13 protein-coding genes are annotated in these 19,488 nt (G+C 51.4%); 10 read left to right on the top strand and 3 right to left on the bottom strand.

Going from position 1 to position 19,488, the window contains the following annotated elements; all coding sequences use genetic code 11:
* Positions 1-358: 358 nt before the first annotated feature.
* Entirely contained in the window at positions 359-724 is a 366-nt protein-coding gene (locus H6G00_RS16760; RefSeq protein ID WP_190643346.1) for a single-stranded DNA-binding protein, read from the bottom strand.
* Positions 725-1,215: 491 nt separating this feature from the next.
* On the opposite strand from H6G00_RS16760, the gene H6G00_RS16755 reads away from it, so the two are divergent.
* The 5 genes from H6G00_RS16755 (at position 1,216) to H6G00_RS16735 (ending at position 6,206) form a co-directional block, all read left to right on the top strand.
* On the top strand, positions 1,216-2,253 hold the full coding sequence (locus H6G00_RS16755; RefSeq protein ID WP_190643347.1) for a rod shape-determining protein MreB: 1,038 nt from the start codon (positions 1,216-1,218) through the stop codon (positions 2,251-2,253).
* Positions 2,254-2,430: 177 nt separating this feature from the next.
* Positions 2,431-3,192, top strand: a complete 762-nt coding sequence (gene mreC / locus H6G00_RS16750; protein WP_190643348.1) for a rod shape-determining protein MreC — start codon at positions 2,431-2,433, stop codon at positions 3,190-3,192.
* Positions 3,193-3,274: 82 nt separating this feature from the next.
* Positions 3,275-3,808, top strand: coding sequence for a rod shape-determining protein MreD (gene mreD / locus H6G00_RS16745; RefSeq protein WP_199318538.1), 534 nt, complete (start codon positions 3,275-3,277; stop codon positions 3,806-3,808).
* Between the two features lie 161 nt (positions 3,809-3,969).
* On the top strand, positions 3,970-5,127 hold the full coding sequence (locus H6G00_RS16740; RefSeq protein WP_190797625.1) for a hypothetical protein: 1,158 nt from the start codon (positions 3,970-3,972) through the stop codon (positions 5,125-5,127).
* 62 nt (positions 5,128-5,189) lie between these two features.
* On the top strand, positions 5,190-6,206 hold the full coding sequence (locus H6G00_RS16735) for a pentapeptide repeat-containing protein (RefSeq protein ID WP_190797624.1): 1,017 nt from the start codon (positions 5,190-5,192) through the stop codon (positions 6,204-6,206).
* A 40-nt stretch (positions 6,207-6,246) separates the two neighbouring features.
* Here the strand turns inward: H6G00_RS16735 and H6G00_RS16730 are convergent, their stop codons facing one another.
* Positions 6,247-7,035, bottom strand: a complete 789-nt coding sequence (locus H6G00_RS16730) for a hypothetical protein (protein WP_190797623.1) — start codon at positions 7,033-7,035, stop codon at positions 6,247-6,249.
* Positions 7,036-7,860: 825 nt separating this feature from the next.
* The gene (locus tag H6G00_RS16725) at positions 7,861-8,073 is read right to left on the bottom strand and encodes a hypothetical protein (protein ID WP_190797622.1); all 213 of its coding nucleotides are present in this window, start codon (positions 8,071-8,073) and stop codon (positions 7,861-7,863) included.
* A 78-nt stretch (positions 8,074-8,151) separates the two neighbouring features.
* On the opposite strand from H6G00_RS16725, the gene H6G00_RS16720 reads away from it, so the two are divergent.
* The 5 genes from H6G00_RS16720 (at position 8,152) to bcsA (ending at position 19,309) form a co-directional block, all read left to right on the top strand.
* Positions 8,152-10,485, top strand: a complete 2,334-nt coding sequence (locus H6G00_RS16720; protein WP_190797621.1) for a carbohydrate porin — start codon at positions 8,152-8,154, stop codon at positions 10,483-10,485.
* A gap of 11 nt (positions 10,486-10,496) precedes the next feature.
* Positions 10,497-12,812 (top strand): tetratricopeptide repeat protein, encoded by a 2,316-nt coding sequence (locus H6G00_RS16715; protein ID WP_190797620.1) that lies wholly within the window; start codon positions 10,497-10,499, stop codon positions 12,810-12,812.
* A 90-nt stretch (positions 12,813-12,902) separates the two neighbouring features.
* Complete coding sequence (locus H6G00_RS16710; RefSeq protein ID WP_242042309.1) at positions 12,903-14,264, top strand: glycosyl hydrolase family 8; 1,362 nt, start codon at positions 12,903-12,905, stop codon at positions 14,262-14,264.
* Positions 14,261-16,657: a cellulose biosynthesis cyclic di-GMP-binding regulatory protein BcsB gene (locus H6G00_RS16705; RefSeq protein WP_242042308.1), complete on the top strand. Its 2,397-nt coding sequence runs from the start codon at positions 14,261-14,263 to the stop codon at positions 16,655-16,657. Before H6G00_RS16710 ends, H6G00_RS16705 begins: the two co-directional genes overlap by 4 nt.
* The gene (gene bcsA / locus H6G00_RS16700; protein WP_190643355.1) at positions 16,658-19,309 is read left to right on the top strand and encodes a UDP-forming cellulose synthase catalytic subunit; all 2,652 of its coding nucleotides are present in this window, start codon (positions 16,658-16,660) and stop codon (positions 19,307-19,309) included.
* Positions 19,310-19,488 lie beyond the last annotated feature (179 nt).

Raw genomic sequence — 19,488 nt, 5'->3', positions numbered from 1 at the left:
TTCTAGATAGGATCACCCTTAAAACATTAAAGCAAGCATTGACCAATTCGTTGTAGGTAGCATAACGTACTCATCTGTACAGAAGTCGTACATCAGAGCACAGATTAAGGGGCTAGTGCCCGACAGTTTGGGAATGAGCTGATTGACCAACACCAATCTGTTCCGACAGAATTTAGCCTTGGGTTCTGTGAGCTTACTCTTTTCCTACTATTCTCTTCCCACTATAAGGATCAGGGATGATCCCGCGTCGCAGGAGCATCCCTGATCTCTGATATATGAAGTTTTGTAGGGTCATGGCATTGCCATGACCCTACAGAGGGAATTGAGATCCGTGAATCATACCCGCATTCAGCAACGCCTAAAATTCTTCGTCGCCGTATCCGTCTGACATAGAAGCTTCGTTGTCTCGCTTGGACCCAAGTAAGTCTAGTCGTTCGACTCGAATAACTGGTTTTGAGCGATCAGCCCCTGTGCTGCGGTCTTTCCAAGAGTCAAATTTAAGTGCCCCAGTCACTCCAATCAAGCTACCTTTACGCACATAGTTGGCAGCAATCTCTGCTGTTTTGCCCCAAATTTCCAGGCTAAACCAGTCAGGTTGTTCACTGTTGCGAGTGCGGCGATTGACGGCCAGGGTTAAATTGCAAACAACGCTGCCCGACTCAAAATATTTAACGTCAGGATCTCCGCCTACCCGACCCACTAGCGTCACTATATTCAAACCCATAGCGCCCTCTGACTTTTTCTGTATTGAATGCGATAAAACTTGTATCGATGATGTTGCTGGACTAGCAGGAGTTTACACTGCTGATGGGCGATCGCCCATATAGTACAAAAGTTCTACCTGAAAACATTCTACCGAACTTTTATAGCTACCGCACTACATTTCCCTTGCCTCTGCAATCGCTGCTTGAATGACCTGGCAGGAAAGCTGTTAGCAGAAATCTTAATTTCATCCTGATGCTTATTCCAGGAATGAGGACAACTTACTTAATGGGTCTGCTCTTCTGATTTATTCAGAGAAGGACTCTTTGTCAAGGAACAGAATTTGAGGATACAGATGACTGAAGCAAGTCTTGAGGTTAGACTAAAACATTCAGTCGCACATCTGACTAGACTCTAACTACAAAACATAATAGAATCCACTTCGACCGCACTTTGATAGCGGTAGGAATTTGGCAGTGATCAAGATTTTGACTTTGGGGGCTTAGAAAGCTAGTGGGGTTCTTCAGTCGCTTCTCGCGGGATATGGGTATCGATCTCGGTACCGCTAACACGCTAGTTTATGTATCTGGCAAAGGCATTGTACTGCAAGAGCCTTCTGTCGTTGCAATGGATCAAGAGAACAAAGTGCCTCTAGCCGTTGGGGAGGACGCCAAGAAGATGCTCGGTCGGACTCCCGGAAACGTAGTTGCCCTGCGTCCGCTACGTGACGGAGTAATTGCAGATTTTGATACCGCTGAACTCATGCTCAAGCACTTCATTCGTCGGGTGCATGAGGGGCGGACGTTGGTTTCACCCCGGATTGTGATCGGTATTCCAAGCGGAGTCACAGGGGTAGAGCGTCGAGCAGTTATGGAGGCAGCTTCGCAAGCAGGCGCACGCGATGTTTATCTAATTGATGAACCTGTGGCAGCGGCGATCGGCGCGGGACTGCCGGTGGCTGAACCGACCGGAAACATGATCATTGACATCGGCGGTGGCACGACCGAGGTGGCAGTTCTGAGTTTACAGGGAACTGTATTGAGTGAATCAGTTCGGGTCGCTGGAGATGAGCTGAGTGAAGCAATCTCTCAGTACATGAAGAAAGTGCATAACCTGGTCATCGGGGAAAGAACCTCCGAGGAGATCAAAATCTCTATTGGTTCGGCTTATCCCACCGATGATGATGACGAATCTTTGATGGATGTTCGTGGTTTGCACCTACTTTCAGGGTTACCTCGTACCGTTATGGTCAAGAGTCCTGAAATCCGAGAGGCAATGTCAGAACCCCTCTCCGTCATCATTGAGGCCGTTAAACGCACCTTGGAGCGCACGCCGCCAGAACTCGCAGCTGACATCATCGATCGAGGCATCATGCTAGCTGGTGGTGGGGCACTGCTCAAAGGATTGGATACTCTAATTAGTCACGAGACTGGGATCGTTGTCCATGTGGCTGCAGATCCTCTCAGTTGCGTTGTACTAGGAACAGGTAGGGTGCTAGAAAACTTCAAACAGCTTGAGCGGGTCTTTAGCGGTCGCTCTCGCAATATGTAGAAAAGCATTCAAAATCGTCACCCCGGTTCAGCGAGTCATTAAACTATCGCGTTTCGCTTGCAAGACGGGTGCTGCATCGCTGAGTGACCTGATGATTCTCGTATTAGAAATCTTGGTCAGGTCGGAGTTTGTTCTCTGGAAAGATTGACATCGCTAGTTTAGAGACGATTGGACTGAATGTATACGCTGCGTCGCTGGTGGGATCGACACGGATTAAGAATGGGGCTAGTCTGTCTGGCTCTCGGTAGCGCTTGGGTATTGCGGCAAACTCAGGGGGCAGCCGTTTTTGAAATCTATCAACAGGTTTCTCGTCCTTTTGAATCAATGCCAGCTTCGGCAGACCGTATAGAAAGTGCTGAAACGCAAGAACTGCAGCAGCGCCTCGCTGAGTTAGAGAGTCAGAACCAACAGCTTCAGGAGATGCTGGGTTACGTTCAAAGCCGTCCAACTGAAGGCATTACTGCTCCTGTGATTGGGCGCAGTGCCGATCACTGGTGGCAGCAAGTCACGCTGGGTCGTGGCAGTCGAGATGGCATTGAAGTAGGCGGCATTGTGGCTGGACCTGGTGGCTTGGTCGGGCGGATTACACATATTACGCCCAGCACGAGCCGTGTCTTGTTGGTTAGCGATCCGACGAGCCAGGTGGGCGTGACAATCAGCCGTTCGCGTCATATGGGATATATGCGGGGACAGGCGGCAAATCGGGCTGTGATGGAGTTTTTTGATAAAGTGCCAGATGTCCAACCGGGCGATGTGGTGTCAACTTCTTCGTTTAGCCAGCTTTTTCCGCCTGGGTTTCCAATTGGTCGGGTAGAGTCGGTCAACCTGAGCAAAAGTCCCGCTCCTGAAGCTGTAATTGAGCTGTCTGCTCCAATTCATGCTCTGGAGTGGGTCGTGGTCTACCCTAACAGTCGAACTGAAGTTCCCGGTAGTCCTTAGTGTCAAGGTTCTACACATTGAGAAAGTGATTAAGTCGATACTCTCTAACTTCGCTCAGTCTGGCATTTACACTTCCCAAGTGATGAATTGGGTTGTGACTGCTTTCTCGGTTCTGCTTTGCCTGTTCATTCTGCCGACGCGGTTTCCTGGTATGGAACTGCTGGGGGTTGGACCAAATTGGCTGCTGATCTGGGTAGTTTCCTGGAGCATTCAGCGGACAGTTTGGCAGGGGGCGATCGCTGGACTCGTATTGGGGCTGATTCAAGACGGCATGACATCACCTCATCCCAGTCACGCGATTAGTCTTGCGGTAGTGGGAATGTTGACCGCCCGTATTCAAAAGCAGCGCTACATTCAGGAAGACTTTATTTCAGTTGCGCTGATTGTGTTTGGTATGGCGGTTTTAGCTGAAACCATTACTGCCATTCAATTTAGTTTTCAGGGAATTGGTGCATCGACCCATAGTGCCCATCGCGCACTGGCAGAGATATGGTTCTACCATCAGCGAATTGCCTTAAGTTCGGCGATTCTTAGCAGCCTGTGGGCACCGGTTGTTTACTATCCACTGAATCGCTGGTGGCAGCAGACCAATGCTGTTGAACCATCTCAACCTTGAATTGGAAGCTATTGCTGCCAATTGCTAGCCGCAATCTACTTGACTGATTAGTCTATAATGTGGTCAAACTTTTATCTTGCGAGATGGATTGAAGTTTAAGGGTTATCTACCGCTCTTCAGCCTTTGGGCTGGCTCAAGTCGATACTTTGGAGCGGTCGCAGATGAGCAGCTTTCCCCTACGAACGGTTATTTTACCTGCTGTACTGGTTTCCAGTGCAGTCTTTTCCACGCTAACTCTACCATTCGTTTTACTTAAAGAACCGATCACCATTGATATTCCCCCGCTGCTCAGTGGTGGGCGCATCGAGCCAATGTTTGATGCTGAAAATAAAGATGTGGCGATTCGCTATGTGGGCATTGCCATTCTATTTAGCGTTGGAGCGGGCATTGGTACGGTTGAGTTGCTGCGGGCGAGACATTCTGCCCAAGAATTGACTCAAACCAAGAACCAGCTTTCTAGCCTAAAGTTAAGCCTACAAGAAAAATCGGGTCAAGCCGATGGTTCTCAGTTACTCGACCCGGAAGACGATTCTGATTTGTCTGAGCCGCACGATGCAGCAGATCGCTTTGATGCCGATCTGGATGAAGAGGCAGAGTCGTTAACTTCAACGTTTGATCAGTACGTCGCTGCGGAGAGCCTGGGAAAAAGCCTTGATGCTTTTCCGCTAGTCCGGTCTGAACAGCCGACTGAGTCTCTTGAGGTAACGCAGGCGATCGCCTCTTCTGCTGATCCGACTGCCGATCTGCCTGCGTCGCTGTGGGCACAGGCTATTCAGCAGGATATGGGTAAAGATGAACCGGTTCAAAATGGCCATGCTCCTCTTGCTAAAACCCAACAGGAGCCTAACCTGGTTGACCTCAACCAGGGTAAGGTTACTCCAGAGGAGGCATTACCAGCAGCTCAGACGGAATCCGACCCAACTGATATCGCTTCTTTTAATGGGGGTAATGGAGGGCATTCCCCTGCTGAGGAAGAAGTTGTAAATGCGCTTCAATCAGGCTACTCGCCTTTCTACAGCGAAGCTTTGCAGGACGCTGATTGGGGTTCAGGGTTGACTGCGGCTTCAGAGTTGGCATGTTATGACCAGTACCAAACCTGCCGCATTAGAGTTCCTCATCTGAAAAGACGATTGTTTGCTGTACTCATTCAGGGAAAGTACTTCAGTCTTTTTAGATCTGGCATGGCTCAGGAGAGCGCTTTAGAAATTGCAGCAAAATTAGAGCATAGAGGCGACAAGACTATTGTGACGCAGACTCACAATGGCTACGCAGTCTGGATTTGGCAAGCTGAAGCCATCGTCGATGAAGTAACGGCATAGGCTGCACTGGCTCATAGCAAACTGATGTTAATTGAAATTGAAATAAGGCGGGCGATCGCACCATGAAGGCTGGCGAACTTTTACAGCGATATGCAGCAGGACAACGAGAATTTAACAGCGTGACCTTGAGCTGCATTAGCTTAAGCAACGCTAACCTGCAGGGAAGCGACTTTTGGAATGCAAACTTGAGTGAAGCAAACCTAAGCAATACCAGCTTTAAAAGAGCCAGCTTGCGAGAGGCGGTTCTAGACGAAGCAAATCTGAATGGCGCAGATCTGAGTCAGGCAGATTTAAGGGAAGCAAAATTAAGCTGTGCTATCCTCTACGACGTGACGCTCAACGGCGCACTTTACGATGAAGTAACTCAGTTTCCGCCAGAGTTTGACCCTGCTGATGCTGGGGCTTATTTGCTTGCACCCCAAGCTGCCTTAGCCACCGCCGATTTGAGCGGCAGAGACTTGAGTGGCGTAGATCTCAGTCAGGCAAACTTGACGGAAGCTAACTTGAGTCAGGCAAATCTGTTTGGCGGTGATTTAAGTGGCGCTAAATTAGTTGGCACAAATCTGACAGCAGCCGACTTGAGCGAGGCAACCCTAGCTGGGGCAAACCTCAGTAACGCAAATTTGCAGCAAGCTGATCTGACTAGAGCCGACCTGCGAAAAGCGATTTTGTTAGGGGCAGACCTGCGGACAGAATGCCAGAAGGCAAACTTGCAGGGCGCACTGTGTGATGACACGACCCAATTTCCTGAAGAATTTGACCCTGCTGCTGCAGGAATGTGTGTCCTTAAAGCAGGCACAGATTTACGCGGTGTTAACTTGAGTGGTTTTAAGCTGGGTGGGGTGGATTTGAGTGGCGCAAACCTGAGCGGTGCCAATCTAGCTGAAGCCGATCTCTGGGGAGCAAATCTGGAAGAGGCTGATCTGACGGGCGCAAATCTAGTTAAAGCGAACCTCTGGGGCGCAAATTTGACCAGAGCCAACTTAACGGACACAGATTTAACGGATGCTAGCCTGAGCGAAGCAGATTTGACGGGGACAATTTTGCAGCAGGATGAGGGCGTGGAGGTGGTGGAGTGATGCGTGTCTCCGCTGCGCATCACTCCATTACGCAGAAAGTCTACTGAAGGAATTCCCCAATCCGAGGCGGTGCATCTGTTTTGCGTTCTTCGGGAAATTCGTACTCGACTTCGGTGGGTGGTTCGGGAACTAGGACGTAGCGGTTGCCCCAGCCACCGTTGAGGTCTTCGGGACGAGTGGGGGGTGGGGTGGTTGCGCCTGTGGGAAGGGCGATCGCCTCTACCCTAACTGCCTGAATATACTGCTCCCCTTCTGCGGTAGTGCGGACAATATTGCTGGCAAATTCCAAGTTGCGCTGGGCTAGGCGTTGTTCTAGCTGGGTTAGCGTTTCCAGCGGAGCTAGCGTTGCCAAAAAGATTACTTTCCCGTCTGGCTCAAAGGTCATGTCTAGGCGCGACTGCTCTAGCTGCCAGGTTTCCTGATAGCCACCGTCGGGGGCGACTTCCCACAGGTTTAACTCGGCTTGCCAGGTGTCACCTTCCGTTTTGACGGACTCGTAGGCTAACAGCGAATAAACCGGGTCAGGGTCGGCAGCGATCGCCCCCTTTGGAGCAAGCAACCGCACAGCCGCAACCGTGATCTCAGTATCTTTGGGCAAGTCAGTGTTTCCGGCGAGCGTATAGACCCCATTGGGTTGGGCTGTCACCGTGCGAATATCAAGGCTGACATCCCCTCGCTGAACGGGCAGCTTGATTTGAGTGCAACTTGTGGCCAGCATTAGCACCAGCGCCAGGGTCAGCCAACTTTGAGCAACCCGTTTAAGTCGGGCGTTGTGTCTGAGCTGATTCATCAGCCGTTGGGTCAAAGAGCGGAAGGATTGAGCAACCATAAGAAGCAAGAATTCAATAAAAACGCTTGAAGGGAACTTACGCAGTCTTTCAAGTTTCTACTTAGTAAGTCCTAGTGCTGGATAGACTTATTTTTTAATAAATTCTTGAAGTAAATTCAAAAACAGGCTGCTTCACTCAATATTCTTATTTTCATATTAATTCTAGTTTTTAACACAGATCTAGTTAATCAATTGCAGGGCAATGTAGGAACTCGAATGAATTGTGAAAAACCTGCCTTAAAAAGAGTGTTTTCTTAGAAATTGCTAATCCTGAAAATGATTTAGAACTACCATAGCAAGCACAAGAAATATTTGAATGAGCGGTGGATTGGGATTTTAGCTCAATGTTAGCGATCGCCATTAGCCCAGATTTAACAAGTTATAAAGCACTATCTAGAAAGTCTTTATCAGTCTAGAGCAATTCACAAAACGCTTTTGAACAGAAGTAAAATTCATTATTCAGTTGATGAGAGTGAAAACAGGATCTTTTTCAAAGAAGTTATGATTTTTAGCCTCAAAATGATTAGCTATAGCTCAAACTTAAATTAATCTTCTACAAAGAAAATCCTGATTGAAAGAATAATCTTCTTGCTGAAGAAGTTCGCGTCATCTTTATATAAGTTCGGAATTTCCTTTATTCTTTTTTCAAAAACATGGGCTATAAAAGTGATTAGATAAAAGCTTTGCGGCGACTATGCATCTTACCTGACTATTTCTATTCGTTCGGTAATTCGACAGGTGAATGATGTGCATCTCCTTCAAAATTTTGGCTGAAAGAAGCTTTTAGAAGCGACTACACGCATCAAGACGATTGCTTCGTCCTCTTTATTCTTTTTTACCTGAAATTTCTCCATATCCAGGAGCGTTATGGGAAACGGGCAGGAGGCGAAACTTTTCAGTTGGCATCACAAAGCAGAGCTTTTTAAGAGGATGGCTGGTTCCTAGCAGGTTCAGCTTTGTTCTCAGTGTCTTTTGGCTTCCTGGTTTTGCAGCTTGATGTGTCGGTTCTGTTGTAGCGATCGCCATTAATTCACTCACGACAGGCGCTTGATTTTGCCTGCCATTTAATTCGGCATGTCTATTTTTAGGGTTGCCGTGTGCCCCCTGGTAGGAAATATGAATGTAAACGCTACTGATGCCAGTTCAACTCAAGTCACCTCACGGCGAACCGACTGGCGCAATTCTTTGCTTTGGAGCAGTGCTGTTCTAGCCAGCAGTTTCGTGTTGCTGCTGGAATCGAGTCTGGCTGCCGCAGCGCAAGCTGATATAGCGGTTGGCGATCGCTCCGCAGTTCCTTCTCGTGAACTGAAACCTGTTGCCGAAACCGACTCGGAGGCGATCGCTTGGCAGGAAGCCTCTATTCGCGTGACTGCTGCTACGTCTACCCAACCGTCCGAAAAGCCCCAGAACAGCTTGCAGGCAGTCGAAGCGGTAACGGAATCGGTTGAGGCATCATCCGCTGAAGTACTGCCCACCGAAGTACTGTCCACTGAAGCACTATCCGCTGAAGCATTACATGCTGAGTCAGTATCATCGGCACCCCTGGTAGATTCTTTGGACGAAGGGCAGCAAATCGTTGAGGCAGAAGATGAAGCGCTAGGGGAAAGTTCTCAAAGCCTTTCGTTGGCTCAGTCAGAGTTAGAAGTGGGGTCAGGAGCGGTAGATGCATCCCCGACTTCCCTTGAACTGAGCAAACTGCACACTGAAACTATTCGTCGCTTCGGCATTGAGTCCGTTGATGCGGAGACGCGTGATGCGGAGACGGGTGCGGAGACGAGCAACGTTGAAAGAACTGAGGCTGAATCAGATTATTCTGAACCAGAATACACGGAACCAGACCCTGCTGAAGCTATAGAGGTTGGAGAAGCCAGTGCCGAGGAGATATTTGAGACGGCAGCAACTTCTTTGCGTATCCCCTCCGTAATAGATAGCACAGCGAATGATTGGTCACAAGTTTTGACCGCGTTACAGACGGAATTCTTTACATCAGATAGTGAAACGGTTTCAGTTTCTTCATCTTCTGATGAAACAGGTGAACTGACGAGAATTTTGGCTTCGCTAGAGGCAGAATTTTTTAACTCTGAGAGTGAGCCGGATACGAATATAGCTCTGGATGAGCCGGAGTTGGTTCGAGCTGACGAGTATCAGTTTACACCTGAAGAATTATTAGGATCTGACGCGATCGCCCCTGGCGTAACTGTACGTGACCCAATTGTGATTGCGCTGAACTCAGGAGTGGAAACGATCGCCTGGACGGGGGCAGAAGCTGAACCAGACTGGCAACCGCTGATGTGGGATTGTGACACTGCGGACTGCTATGAGTTGAGCGAGGTTGATTTGGCTTCGCTGCCAGACTTGCAGTTAATTCAAACCTCATCTGAAGTAGTTGAGGAATCAACCCCTGATCCGATTCTTATTGGACAGGCTGAGTCGGAGGATGAAGCCGCTACGTCTGGTAGTGCGCTAGTTCTGGGTACGCCTTACATTCAGCTTCAGGGAGCGTATGTGCTGCAAGGCGATGAGTCTTCGGCACGGGCGCGAGCGACAGTGCTGTATCCTTCCAGTCCTAATTTGCTGTTTGGCGCAACGGTAGACCTGGCGGGCGGTGAAGCATTTGGCAACGCGGACGGATTTGGGCTGGAACTGAACGAGCTATACGCTACATTTTTGCCACCGGGAACGTCGGGGCTGCGGTTTACAGCAGGGTTGATGGATTTGACCTCCTACTTTGACCGCAACAGTTTTGCCAAAGATGTGGTGACTCACTTCTTCAATCCAGTCTTTCAAACGAATCCGGCATTGAGTGCAGCAGGGCTGTCTTCGCGGATTGGAGCAATGGCAACCTGGAACCCAACCGACAACGTGGACGTGAGAGCTACTGTTTTTTCCTCTAATCGTGACCTGAGCGAATTTGCCCTGGATGCGTTTGCTGGAGAAGTGGGTTTTCGGGCTGGCAATCTGATTTTGCGCGGCACCTACATTTCGGCTGAAGATCCTGGTAGCGGCGACGGCTTTGAAGAGATTTTTGGCATCGATCGCGGTGACGCATTTGGCGTGCAGGAGGGCGATCGCGAAGAAGCCTTTGGACTCAACGCCGAATATTTCATTCCCGATATCAACCTGGGGCTGTTTGCCCGCTATGGACACTACACCAACCAGGATGTAGATGAAAGCGCCAATACTTACAGCTTTGGGATAAATCTGCTGGACTTGTTCATGCCAGACGATCGCCTCGGATTAGCTTATGGTCGGGGGCTGTCAAACGATGAACTGCGGCGCGATCGCGACGACGAGTCGCCTGATGTCCTGGAATTATTTTACGACTTCCGACTTTCGCCCAACCTGCGAGCGGGGGCAACGATTCAACAGCGAAATGAATTCTCAGAGACTGTGTTCGGATTCCGGGTTCGAGCTGACCTGGATGTAACAGGACTAGGGAGGCAGTTTTAATGAGGCGACGCATGGAATTTCTCATACGGGGTAGTCAGGTGCTGCAACACACGCTACTAGGGTTGATGCTACTGGGAACATCGGCGGGAATGTTGTTGTCTCCGATTGGTTTAGGAATTTTGGCAGTGCAGGCGCAGACGGTGCCTGCGGCAGTGAGTCGGGGCTATACGCTGCTAGAGCAAGGCTGGGTCGATGATGCGATCGCCGCCTTTCGACAAGCTTTGCAGCGCTATCCTGATTCACTGGACGCAAGACTGGGATTGGCGATCGCCTATGAGCGAGCCGGACAGGATGAAAATGCTTGGAATACCTACCGTCAGGTTTTAACTCAAGACCCAACAAACCGCCGCGCCCTGGAAGCTGTAGGGCTGCTAGGCAGCTATCGTTCAGAGTGGCAGACAGGCGGCATCGAAGCGCTGACCACCCTACTCAACCTTGACCCAAATAACCAAAACGCTAGAGCGCAGCGGGCGCTGCTGTTGGGCTACCAGGGACGCTACAGCGAATCGCTGTCAGATTATCAGATCGCACTAGCAAACAATCCCTCAGCCGAGACGATTTTGGGCGCGGCTCAAATTTACACCTACAGCGGCAACTACAGCCAGGGGTTGGCGCTATTTCAGCGCTATCAGGCAACCGGGGAAACGATTCCGAATACGGCTATTACAGCGTATGCGTCGACGCTTCAGGAAACGGGAAATCCGGCTGAGACAGTGCGAGTGTTGGAATCTCGGCTACGACAGTTTGATCGTCTGGACGCAACGGCAATTCAGATTCGGGCAGCACTGGCGATCGCCCATCAAGCCAACCAAAACCCAGAAGCGGCTCTGGCAACCCTGGAACCATTACGCGACGCCGAAGGCGCAACCTTGCCGCTAGCACGGGCACTCAGCACGATTGGTAGAGAGTCGGGCAATGCTCAGCTTTATGAAGAGGCGATCGCCCTTTACCGTCGAGTGCTTCAGCAAACGAGCAATCCATCTCCGGGGCTGGTAACTGAGGTGGCAGATGTCTTGAGCGAGTCACCCACCTCTCAGGCAGAGGCACTGCGGCTCTATCAACAGCTTGCCACTCAACAGCCCAATAACCTGAGCCTGCGGGTGAAGCGATCGGTGTTGGAGCGGCAGCTTGGAGAAATTTCTAGCGCTCAGCTTCAGCAAGAGCTTCAGTCTGTTTTACAGGCGAGTGATGGGGAGATTGAGAGACGGGCGATCGCCCAGTCTCTAATTCGCCTCGACCCGCCCGACCCAGAACTCTTGCCAATTTACCAGAACTTGCTTCAGTCCAATGTGGACGTTCCCTTCTTAAACTTCCGAGTTGCCCAAATTTTGATTCAGCAAGGCAACTATGCAGCGGCAAGGGAAGCCCTAACTGCTTATGGTGCGACTTCCGTTGGTTCTCAAGATCTGGCAGCAGAATTGCTGTTAGCAGACATCGAGCGGCGCGAAGGAAACCTGGAAGCCAGTGCCAGCCGCTATGAGGCACTGATTGCCCGCAATCCTGAAGACCAAATTCTCACTGCTTCCCTGCGCGGTTTGGCGGGCATTCGGTTGGTGCAAAATCGTCCAGAGGAAGCCCTAGCATTCTACGACCAGCTTCTAGCTAGAAATCCCAATGACCTGCAAACCCAACTTGGTCGAGCCAGTCTAGCTTACCAGATTGAGCAAATTTCTCAATCGGAAGCCGAAGCCGTACTGGAGCGCTGGCTGGCGGCCCGTCCCGCTACCGATATGCCACCAGAGCTGTTTAGCCTGGTAGGAGCTTTGCCGCCCAGTCCACAGCGAGAACGGCTCTATGAAACGCTGCTAACCGTCAACCCCGATGACATTGGCGTAAACCGTCGGCTGGTGCAGGTCTTGGCGCTGCGCGATCCCCAACGGGCTCAAGCACAAGTTGATCGGGTTTTGTCACGTAATCCCAATGACATCAACGGCTATTTCCTCCAGGGCGAACTGGCTCAGGTTTTGGGCAGTTTAGATGTGGCTAGTCAGGCTTACCGTGAAGTGCTAAATCGCCAACCCGAAAACACCGATGCTCTAGCCGCTTTAGGTGGAATTCGGTTTCAGCAGCAGCGCTACACGGAGGCAACCATGCTTTATGCAAGAGTGCTGACTCTTAAGCCAAATGATTGGGAAACGCGCCGCATCTTGGCGGAACTCAGCGTTGCCCAAGATCGTCCAATGGCAGCACTTCAACAGCTTCGACGCTTGCAGCAAGAGCGTCTGGTAGCAGGAAATCCCGACACTGACCTGGACGACCGAATCGAGCAGATTCAGTTAGATCTGATGCGACGACGAGGATTTCAGCCTGCGTGGGAGAGGTATTAGAAAGGACGAGGGATAAAGGATGAAAATTCTTAACCCCTAGCCTCCAACCCCTAGCCTCCAGCCCCTCTTGAACTTGACAGGTTTTGCAGAATGTTGCTGTATTTTTCCTTCCAACCCCCATTTCTAGCTGCGCTGCGAATTTTGTCAACTGTCTCTCAAGTGTTGTTGGGGCTAACAGGACGGTGGCGCACTAAAGCTGCGCGGCGATCGCTCCTCGGTCTAATGGCGCTGCTCTTGAGTCTGACAGCAGGCTGCTGGAAGCCGTCACAGGCAGAAGTACCCGTGTGTTTGCAGGATGTAGTAGGGCAACAGCCTTCTGACATTCAGGCAAGTACGCCAAATACACTATCGTTACCGTTTCGGGCTGAAAACTTGCCGCTGCTGCAGGAAAGCTGGATTGCTTACCGCCAGCGATTTATTCAGGAAGATGGGCGAGTGATTGATCGAGAAGATGGCGATCGCTCCACCTCTGAGGGACAAGCCTACGCGATGCTGCGAGCGGTGCTGATCAACGACCCTGGCACCTTTGTGAAAACGCTGAACTGGGCAGAGCAAAATTTGATTCGCAAGGGGGAGAGCGATCGCCTCGATCAGCTTTGGGCCTGGAAATGGGGTCGCAATTCCACTGGGCAATGGACGACGATCGATGCCAACTTTGCCAGCGATGCCGATATTGATGCCGCTACCGCCCTGATTTTTGCGGCTCGTCGCTGGAGTTGCCCAGAATATTTGGAGTTAGCAAAAGTCAAACTAACCGACATTTGGAACTATTCAACTGCCGAGTTAGCTAACGGTCGGGTTTTGCTGCCCGGACCCGCTGAGGCATTTTGGAGCCAGCCAGATACGCTAATTCTCAACCCCTCTTACTTTGCGCCTTATGCCTTTCGCCTGTTCGCTCAGGTTGACCCAGAACATGACTGGATGAGCCTGGTAGACAGCAGCTACCAGCTTTTAGAAGCGTCGTCTGATGTTTCGGCGGTTGGGTTGCCGAGTGACTGGATTTCGCTCAATCCGCAAACGGCAGAACTTTCCCCAGTCAGCGATTCTAACCTGCAAAGTCAGTACGGCTTTGATGCTTATCGGGTGTGGTGGCGAGTGGCGCTAGATGCAGCCTGGTTCCAAGAACCGCAGGCAGAGCAATTTCTGCGCCAACATTTGGCGTACTTAGAACGGTTTTGGCAGGACGGACAGCAGATTCCTGCCCGATTTGACATGCAGGGAAGGGCGATCGCCGACTACGAAGCGACAGCCCAGTACGCCACGCTTTACCCAGCGTTTGCTTTAACGGAACCGCAAATCGCTGAGCAAATCTACCAGCAAAAGTTAGTGCCGCAATATCGGCAAGGCTTTTGGGACAACAGTTCCGCCTATTACACGCAAAATCTTGCCTGGTTTGGGTTACTACCTCCTGTCTCTCCTTCTGCACAGTTGATGCAAGCATCTAGTTCATGAAACACGACCTACATTCACCAACCCCTAACCGTCAATCTTCTCGGCGGCGATCGCGCTCCTCTTCCCATCGACGCGATCGCCCCCTCTGGGCTTTTGCTGGAATGCTGCTGCTCAGTTGCGGCTTGCTTTTGGGGTGGGCTATTCTCCCGGCACCCGCTCAGACTGAGGCTCCAATTCCTACAGAGGAGTCAGGAGCGCCCCAGCCGGATCTGTCCCGCTCTGAATTTGCCCTGCCTGATCCTCCCGCTGCTCCGCCTACCGTTGCCCCTGAAGCGGCTGGACAATATGTACTGGAGTTTAACCGCAGCCCCATTGTGGGAAATCGGTTACGGATGGAGGGCATTTACGATGAGCGGCGGCTGAGGTTTACCCGTCCGCGTAACTGGGAACCCAAATCCGTGCAGATTTCGCTGCGGTTTCGGCACTCGGCAGCGCTCTATGCCACCCGCTCAAATCTGACGGTGCTGGTCAACGGTACGAGCATTGGCAGCGTGCCGCTGAACAAACCCCAGGGCGAGATTGGCAATGTCGTGTTTGATGTGCCGCCAGGAGCCATCAAGGATTACAACGAGGTGGTGCTGGCAGCGCTGCAAAACAATTCACCAACTTGTACCCAAGACCCATTTGACCCGTCGCTGTGGACGGAGATTTTGCCCGATTCCAAGCTGGTGTTTAATTTTCAGCCGAAGGCGATCGCCCTCGACTTTCACCGCTATCCCTACCCGGTATTTGACGACCTCAGCCTGGAGCCTAACCAGGTCGCTTACCTTCAGCCCAACGAGATCGATGAAACCTGGTTGACCGCCACCAGCCGCCTGCACACCTCCTTGGGGCGGCTAGCAGAATTTCGTCCGCTGGACACTCGGATTGTTGAAGCGATCGATCAGGTGGCAGGACGTGAACGGCTAATCGTGATTGGAACTCCTGCCATCCAGCCTGATCTCTCATCTCTGGATTTGCCGCTGTCTTTGGGCAGTGGTCGATTTTTAGATGCAGAACAGCAACCTTTTCCGGGCGATGTTGGTTTACTGATGCTGACCACGACCCCTGATGGGGCAGCTCCCGTGCTGGTTGCGACGGGCAACGGGGCTGAAGGAGTCGCTAAGGCAGTTCAATTCCTGGTGCAGCCAGGAGATCGGCAGATCGGCACGGGTAATCTTGTGATCGTTGATCAAATCGATCAGGTCGAAACGCCTGATCCGCGTGCATGGCAAGGCTATTTGCCACTAGAAAATTCCTTTAAGCTGAGCGACCTGCGTACCTTTGACGAGCAAGCGTATGGCGATGTAACGGTGCGGGGTTCCCATTCCCCCAGCCTGGAATTGGACTTTCGGGCACTGCCCGATGACCAGTTTTCGCCGGGCAACACGATGACGCTGCGCTACAGCTATGGGCCGCAGATTAATCCGCTGACCTCCCTGGTGGAAGTGGAACTTGACAACGTTGTGATCACTGGAAAACGCCTCACTTCAGTGAGTGGTGGCGATCGCGAAACGCTGAAAGTAACGCTACCCGAAGACCGAATTAAGCCAAATTCGCGAATCCAAGTGAATTTTCGGCTCGATCCGCGAGAACGCCGTTCCTGTAGCCGTGTGACTGACCAGCAGCTTTGGAGTACGATTCACTCCGACACCGAATTTAAGCTGAATCGCGAACAGGTGGTGCGACTGCCTGACCTGGAACTGTTGCGGGCAGGTTACCCGTTTGCAGCGCCGCAGGATTTGTCGAGTACGGCGATCGCCATGCCCGAAAATCCAGCTCAGTCCGACCTACTGCTGCTGCTAGAAGTGAGTGAGCGTCTAGGCAGACTCAGCCGTGCCGAATCGGTGAAGTTGGATGTCTACCGCGCTAGCAAGTTGCCAGTCGAGCAGCGAGACAGCCGCCACATTATTGCGATCGGCACCGAAGCACAGTTTCCGTTGCCCGAAGCGTTTGAGCAAGGAGATGGCTTTGCCCTGCGAGATCTATTTTCCCGTCACTGGGGACAAAAGCAGATTCAAACCCTGCCCGACCAGGAAGGATTGGTCAAGCAAATCATTTCACCCTGGAATCAAGAGCGGGTCATGCTGGCGCTGAGTGCCCAAACTGATGAAGGCTTGCAGCAGGTGCGCGACCTGATCAGCCAGGACAATCTGTTCTTTCAGCTAGAGGGTGACACAGTGCTGATTGCGGCAAACGAACCTGACCCTTCACCCTACGACCCCAACGCTTACTCGCTGGAATTTTTGCAGCAGTCTTCTCAACGGCAGCTTGCATCGGCTAACCTTTCTAGCCGAATCGCGGCGGTGCTGCGCGGCAACTGGTTTGTATTGGCTCCCGGCATCGTGGCAGCGTCACTGGTGCTGTATGGGGTGATTCAACTCTACTTAAAGCGGCTCACGGGGCAGGAATAAATGGTTAGTCCTTCTAAGACTCGAACGCAGCGACGGTGGATTCGCGAAGGAGTGCCTTCTAACTCAGAATGGCTGGCAACGCTGCTGGTCGATCGCCTGCCGCACACGTTTGACCACGTGCTGAAGTGGCTAAACCGACGGCAGTTGGTGATCCTGCTAGGGTCGCTGTTGATGATGTGTCTGCCGCTGATAACGGTGCGCCCCAGCATTTGGCAGCAGGGCTTAATTGCAGTGCTGCTAATTTTTGTGGGGCGATCGGTACTGCGAATGGAAGACCAGCGCAGTGACACTCACAGCAGCGAGTATCTGCACCTATTTCTAATTGTGCTGAGCGTGGTGACGACGATGCGGTATTTCTATTACCGCACCAGCTATACGCTCAACTTTGATGGTGTAGTGAATGGCATATTTTGTCTGTTGCTGTATGCGGCAGAGATGTATGCGATCGCCACTCTCATGCTGGCCTACTTCCAAACTTTGAAGATTCGTGAGCGCCAACCCATCGACCTATCGACCTTACCCCACGATGATTGGCTCAAGGTTGATATATACATCCCTACTTACAACGAAGAAGTCGAGATTGTCCGCAAAACGGCTTTAGGCGCACTGGCAACTGATTATCCTTACGACAAAAAGCACGTTTACATTCTGGATGACGGTCGGGCAGAAAAGTATCGCGATCGCCGCGAACAGCTTCGCCAAATGTGCGATGAACTGGGCTGCACCCTGCTGACACGCGATAACAACGACCACGCCAAAGCTGGAAACATCAACACCGCCTTGCCGAGAACCGATGGGGATCTGGTGCTGATCTTGGACTGTGACCACATTCCGGTTCGCAGCTTTTTGCAAGAAACCGTTGGCTTCTTCATCGTTGACCCCAAAGTGGCGATGGTGCAAACGCCGCACTGGTTCTACAATCCTGACCCGTTTGAGCGCAACCTGATGACCGAGGGACGAGTACCCGTCGGCAACGAACTGTTCTATAAAGTGCTGCAAAAAGGTAACGATTTTTGGAATGCGGCTTTCTTTTGCGGTTCAGCAGCCGTGATTCGGCGGGAATACGTGCTGGGCATCGGCGGCATTGCTACCGAAACCGTTACCGAAGACTGCCACACCTCCCTGCGACTACATTCCCAAGGCTATGAAACCGTCTACTACGACAAGATCATGGTGGCAGGACTGGCACCTGAAAAATTCTCCTCCTACGTCGGTCAGCAGGTGCGCTGGGCGCGGGGAATGGCGCAGATTTTGCGAATCGAGAATCCAATGGTCAACCGCAAGTTAAATCTGCGGCTAGCGCAGCGGGTGTGCTATTTCAGCGCTACATCACACTTCTTTTTTGGCTTTCCGCGTTTGATGTATGCGATCGCCCCCAACCTGTTCCTCCTCTTCGGCATCAACTCTGTTAAAGGTTTGGGATTGGAAACGCTGTTCTATGCTCTGCCTCACATCGTTTTGTCGATGCAGGCAAACCACATTCCCTACAAACACGTTCGCTTTTCCTTCTGGAACGAGATTTACGAATTTGCCATGTCTTTCCAGGCGGGCATCGTTACCCTGCTGGCGCTAATCAACCCCAAGCTAGGTAAATTCAACGTGACCGACAAAGGGCTAACCGTTGAGGAGCGCAGCTTTGACCTGGATTCTGTGCGTTACCTGGTGATTCTAGGCGCAATTACCGCCGCATCGCTGGTCGCCGTTCCGTTTTGGCTGGTGCTGAGTCCGCAAGATACGCAAGCTGTGCTGATCAACACGCTCTGGTGTGTATTTAACCTGCTGCTGGTGATGGCAGCCTGCCTGGTTGCCTTTGAGCAACCCCAACTGCGCCGCGCTCACCGTCTACCCCGCCGATTAGCCGTCGTGATTCACGGCGATAACCAAAGTTGGGTCGGCGAAACGGTAAACGTAAGTGAAACTGGAGCGCAAGTGCTGTTAGATGTTTGGCCCAACGTCCCTGATGAAATTCGGATCGAGCTGATTGGGGATTATGGGGCGCGGGTGCTGCTAGATGCCCATATTATTCGAGCGATCGCCACTGACAAACTGCAAACTCTACTCGCCCTCGACTTTGTCAACGTCAGCCAAACTCAACTGGATGACCTCTCAGTCGTCATCTACTCAGACGTAAAAGAATGGTATTCCCAGAAGCGAAATGAGGCAGACAACCCAATTCAGTCGCTCAAATTCATTGCCACCAGCATACAGCGGGTATACCGTGAGTTTCGCCCCGAAGTTGGGATGAAGGTACGCAAGCAAGTCCGGGCTGACGCTCAGCTTTTCTGGGAGGACTGGGAAGGCACATCCTACACTGCCAAAGTCACCGAAATGGGTACGCGAGACATTCGGCTGGAGCTAGAAGGAGACCTGCTACATCTGGAAACGATGGAGCAAACCAAACCGATGATTGGATTGCTGATCAGCAGCGACACTAACGATTTTGCACCCCAAAGTCTGTTAGCCCAAGTGCAATCTGTTGAAATTCTGAATTTGGTACCCGTTGTCGCATTTCAACCTCCTGGTGCTGACTCAGAAATTAGCTCAGACTATGACACCCCGCCTTTACGAATTGCAATAGAACTATCTTTTCCAGAATCCCTCAATCAACAGCAGCGCACTAAAATTCGAGATTTGCTGCGATCGCTAGAGTAGTAATACCAATTTCAAAAATTAGGGCTACAGATAGAAGGACATCCCACGGCGCGGGGTGTCCTTCTATCTGTTTGGAGAAGCGTTATAAATTCTGGCTCTTGATGAGGGACTACCAAACTTGACCGATAGTCAGGTTTGTCACCTGTCTGCAGTTATTTTTTCCGGCTACGCCTTTTGTG

The sequence above is a fragment of the Leptolyngbya sp. FACHB-541 genome, assembly GCF_014695875.1.
GTDB lineage: Bacteria > Cyanobacteriota > Cyanobacteriia > Elainellales > Elainellaceae > JAAUTN01.
This window is presented reverse-complemented; position numbering and strand designations above follow the sequence as displayed.

Excerpts from the sequence above, each read along its gene's own strand:
- H6G00_RS16760 (WP_190643346.1), bottom strand. The coding sequence starts at position 724 with ATGGGTTTGAATATAGTGACGCTAGTGGGTCGGGTAGGCGGAGATCCT.
- H6G00_RS16730 (WP_190797623.1), bottom strand. The coding sequence starts at position 7,035 with ATGGTTGCTCAATCCTTCCGCTCTTTGACCCAACGGCTGATGAATCAG.
- mreC (WP_190643348.1), top strand. The coding sequence starts at position 2,431 with ATGTATACGCTGCGTCGCTGGTGGGATCGACACGGATTAAGAATGGGG.
- H6G00_RS16720 (WP_190797621.1), top strand. The coding sequence starts at position 8,152 with ATGAATGTAAACGCTACTGATGCCAGTTCAACTCAAGTCACCTCACGG.
- H6G00_RS16705 (WP_242042308.1), top strand. The coding sequence starts at position 14,261 with ATGAAACACGACCTACATTCACCAACCCCTAACCGTCAATCTTCTCGG.
- mreD (WP_199318538.1), top strand. The coding sequence starts at position 3,275 with ATGAATTGGGTTGTGACTGCTTTCTCGGTTCTGCTTTGCCTGTTCATT.
- H6G00_RS16740 (WP_190797625.1), top strand. The coding sequence starts at position 3,970 with ATGAGCAGCTTTCCCCTACGAACGGTTATTTTACCTGCTGTACTGGTT.
- H6G00_RS16735 (WP_190797624.1), top strand. The coding sequence starts at position 5,190 with ATGAAGGCTGGCGAACTTTTACAGCGATATGCAGCAGGACAACGAGAA.
- H6G00_RS16715 (WP_190797620.1), top strand. The coding sequence starts at position 10,497 with ATGGAATTTCTCATACGGGGTAGTCAGGTGCTGCAACACACGCTACTA.
- bcsA (WP_190643355.1), top strand. The coding sequence starts at position 16,658 with ATGGTTAGTCCTTCTAAGACTCGAACGCAGCGACGGTGGATTCGCGAA.
- H6G00_RS16710 (WP_242042309.1), top strand. The coding sequence starts at position 12,903 with ATGTTGCTGTATTTTTCCTTCCAACCCCCATTTCTAGCTGCGCTGCGA.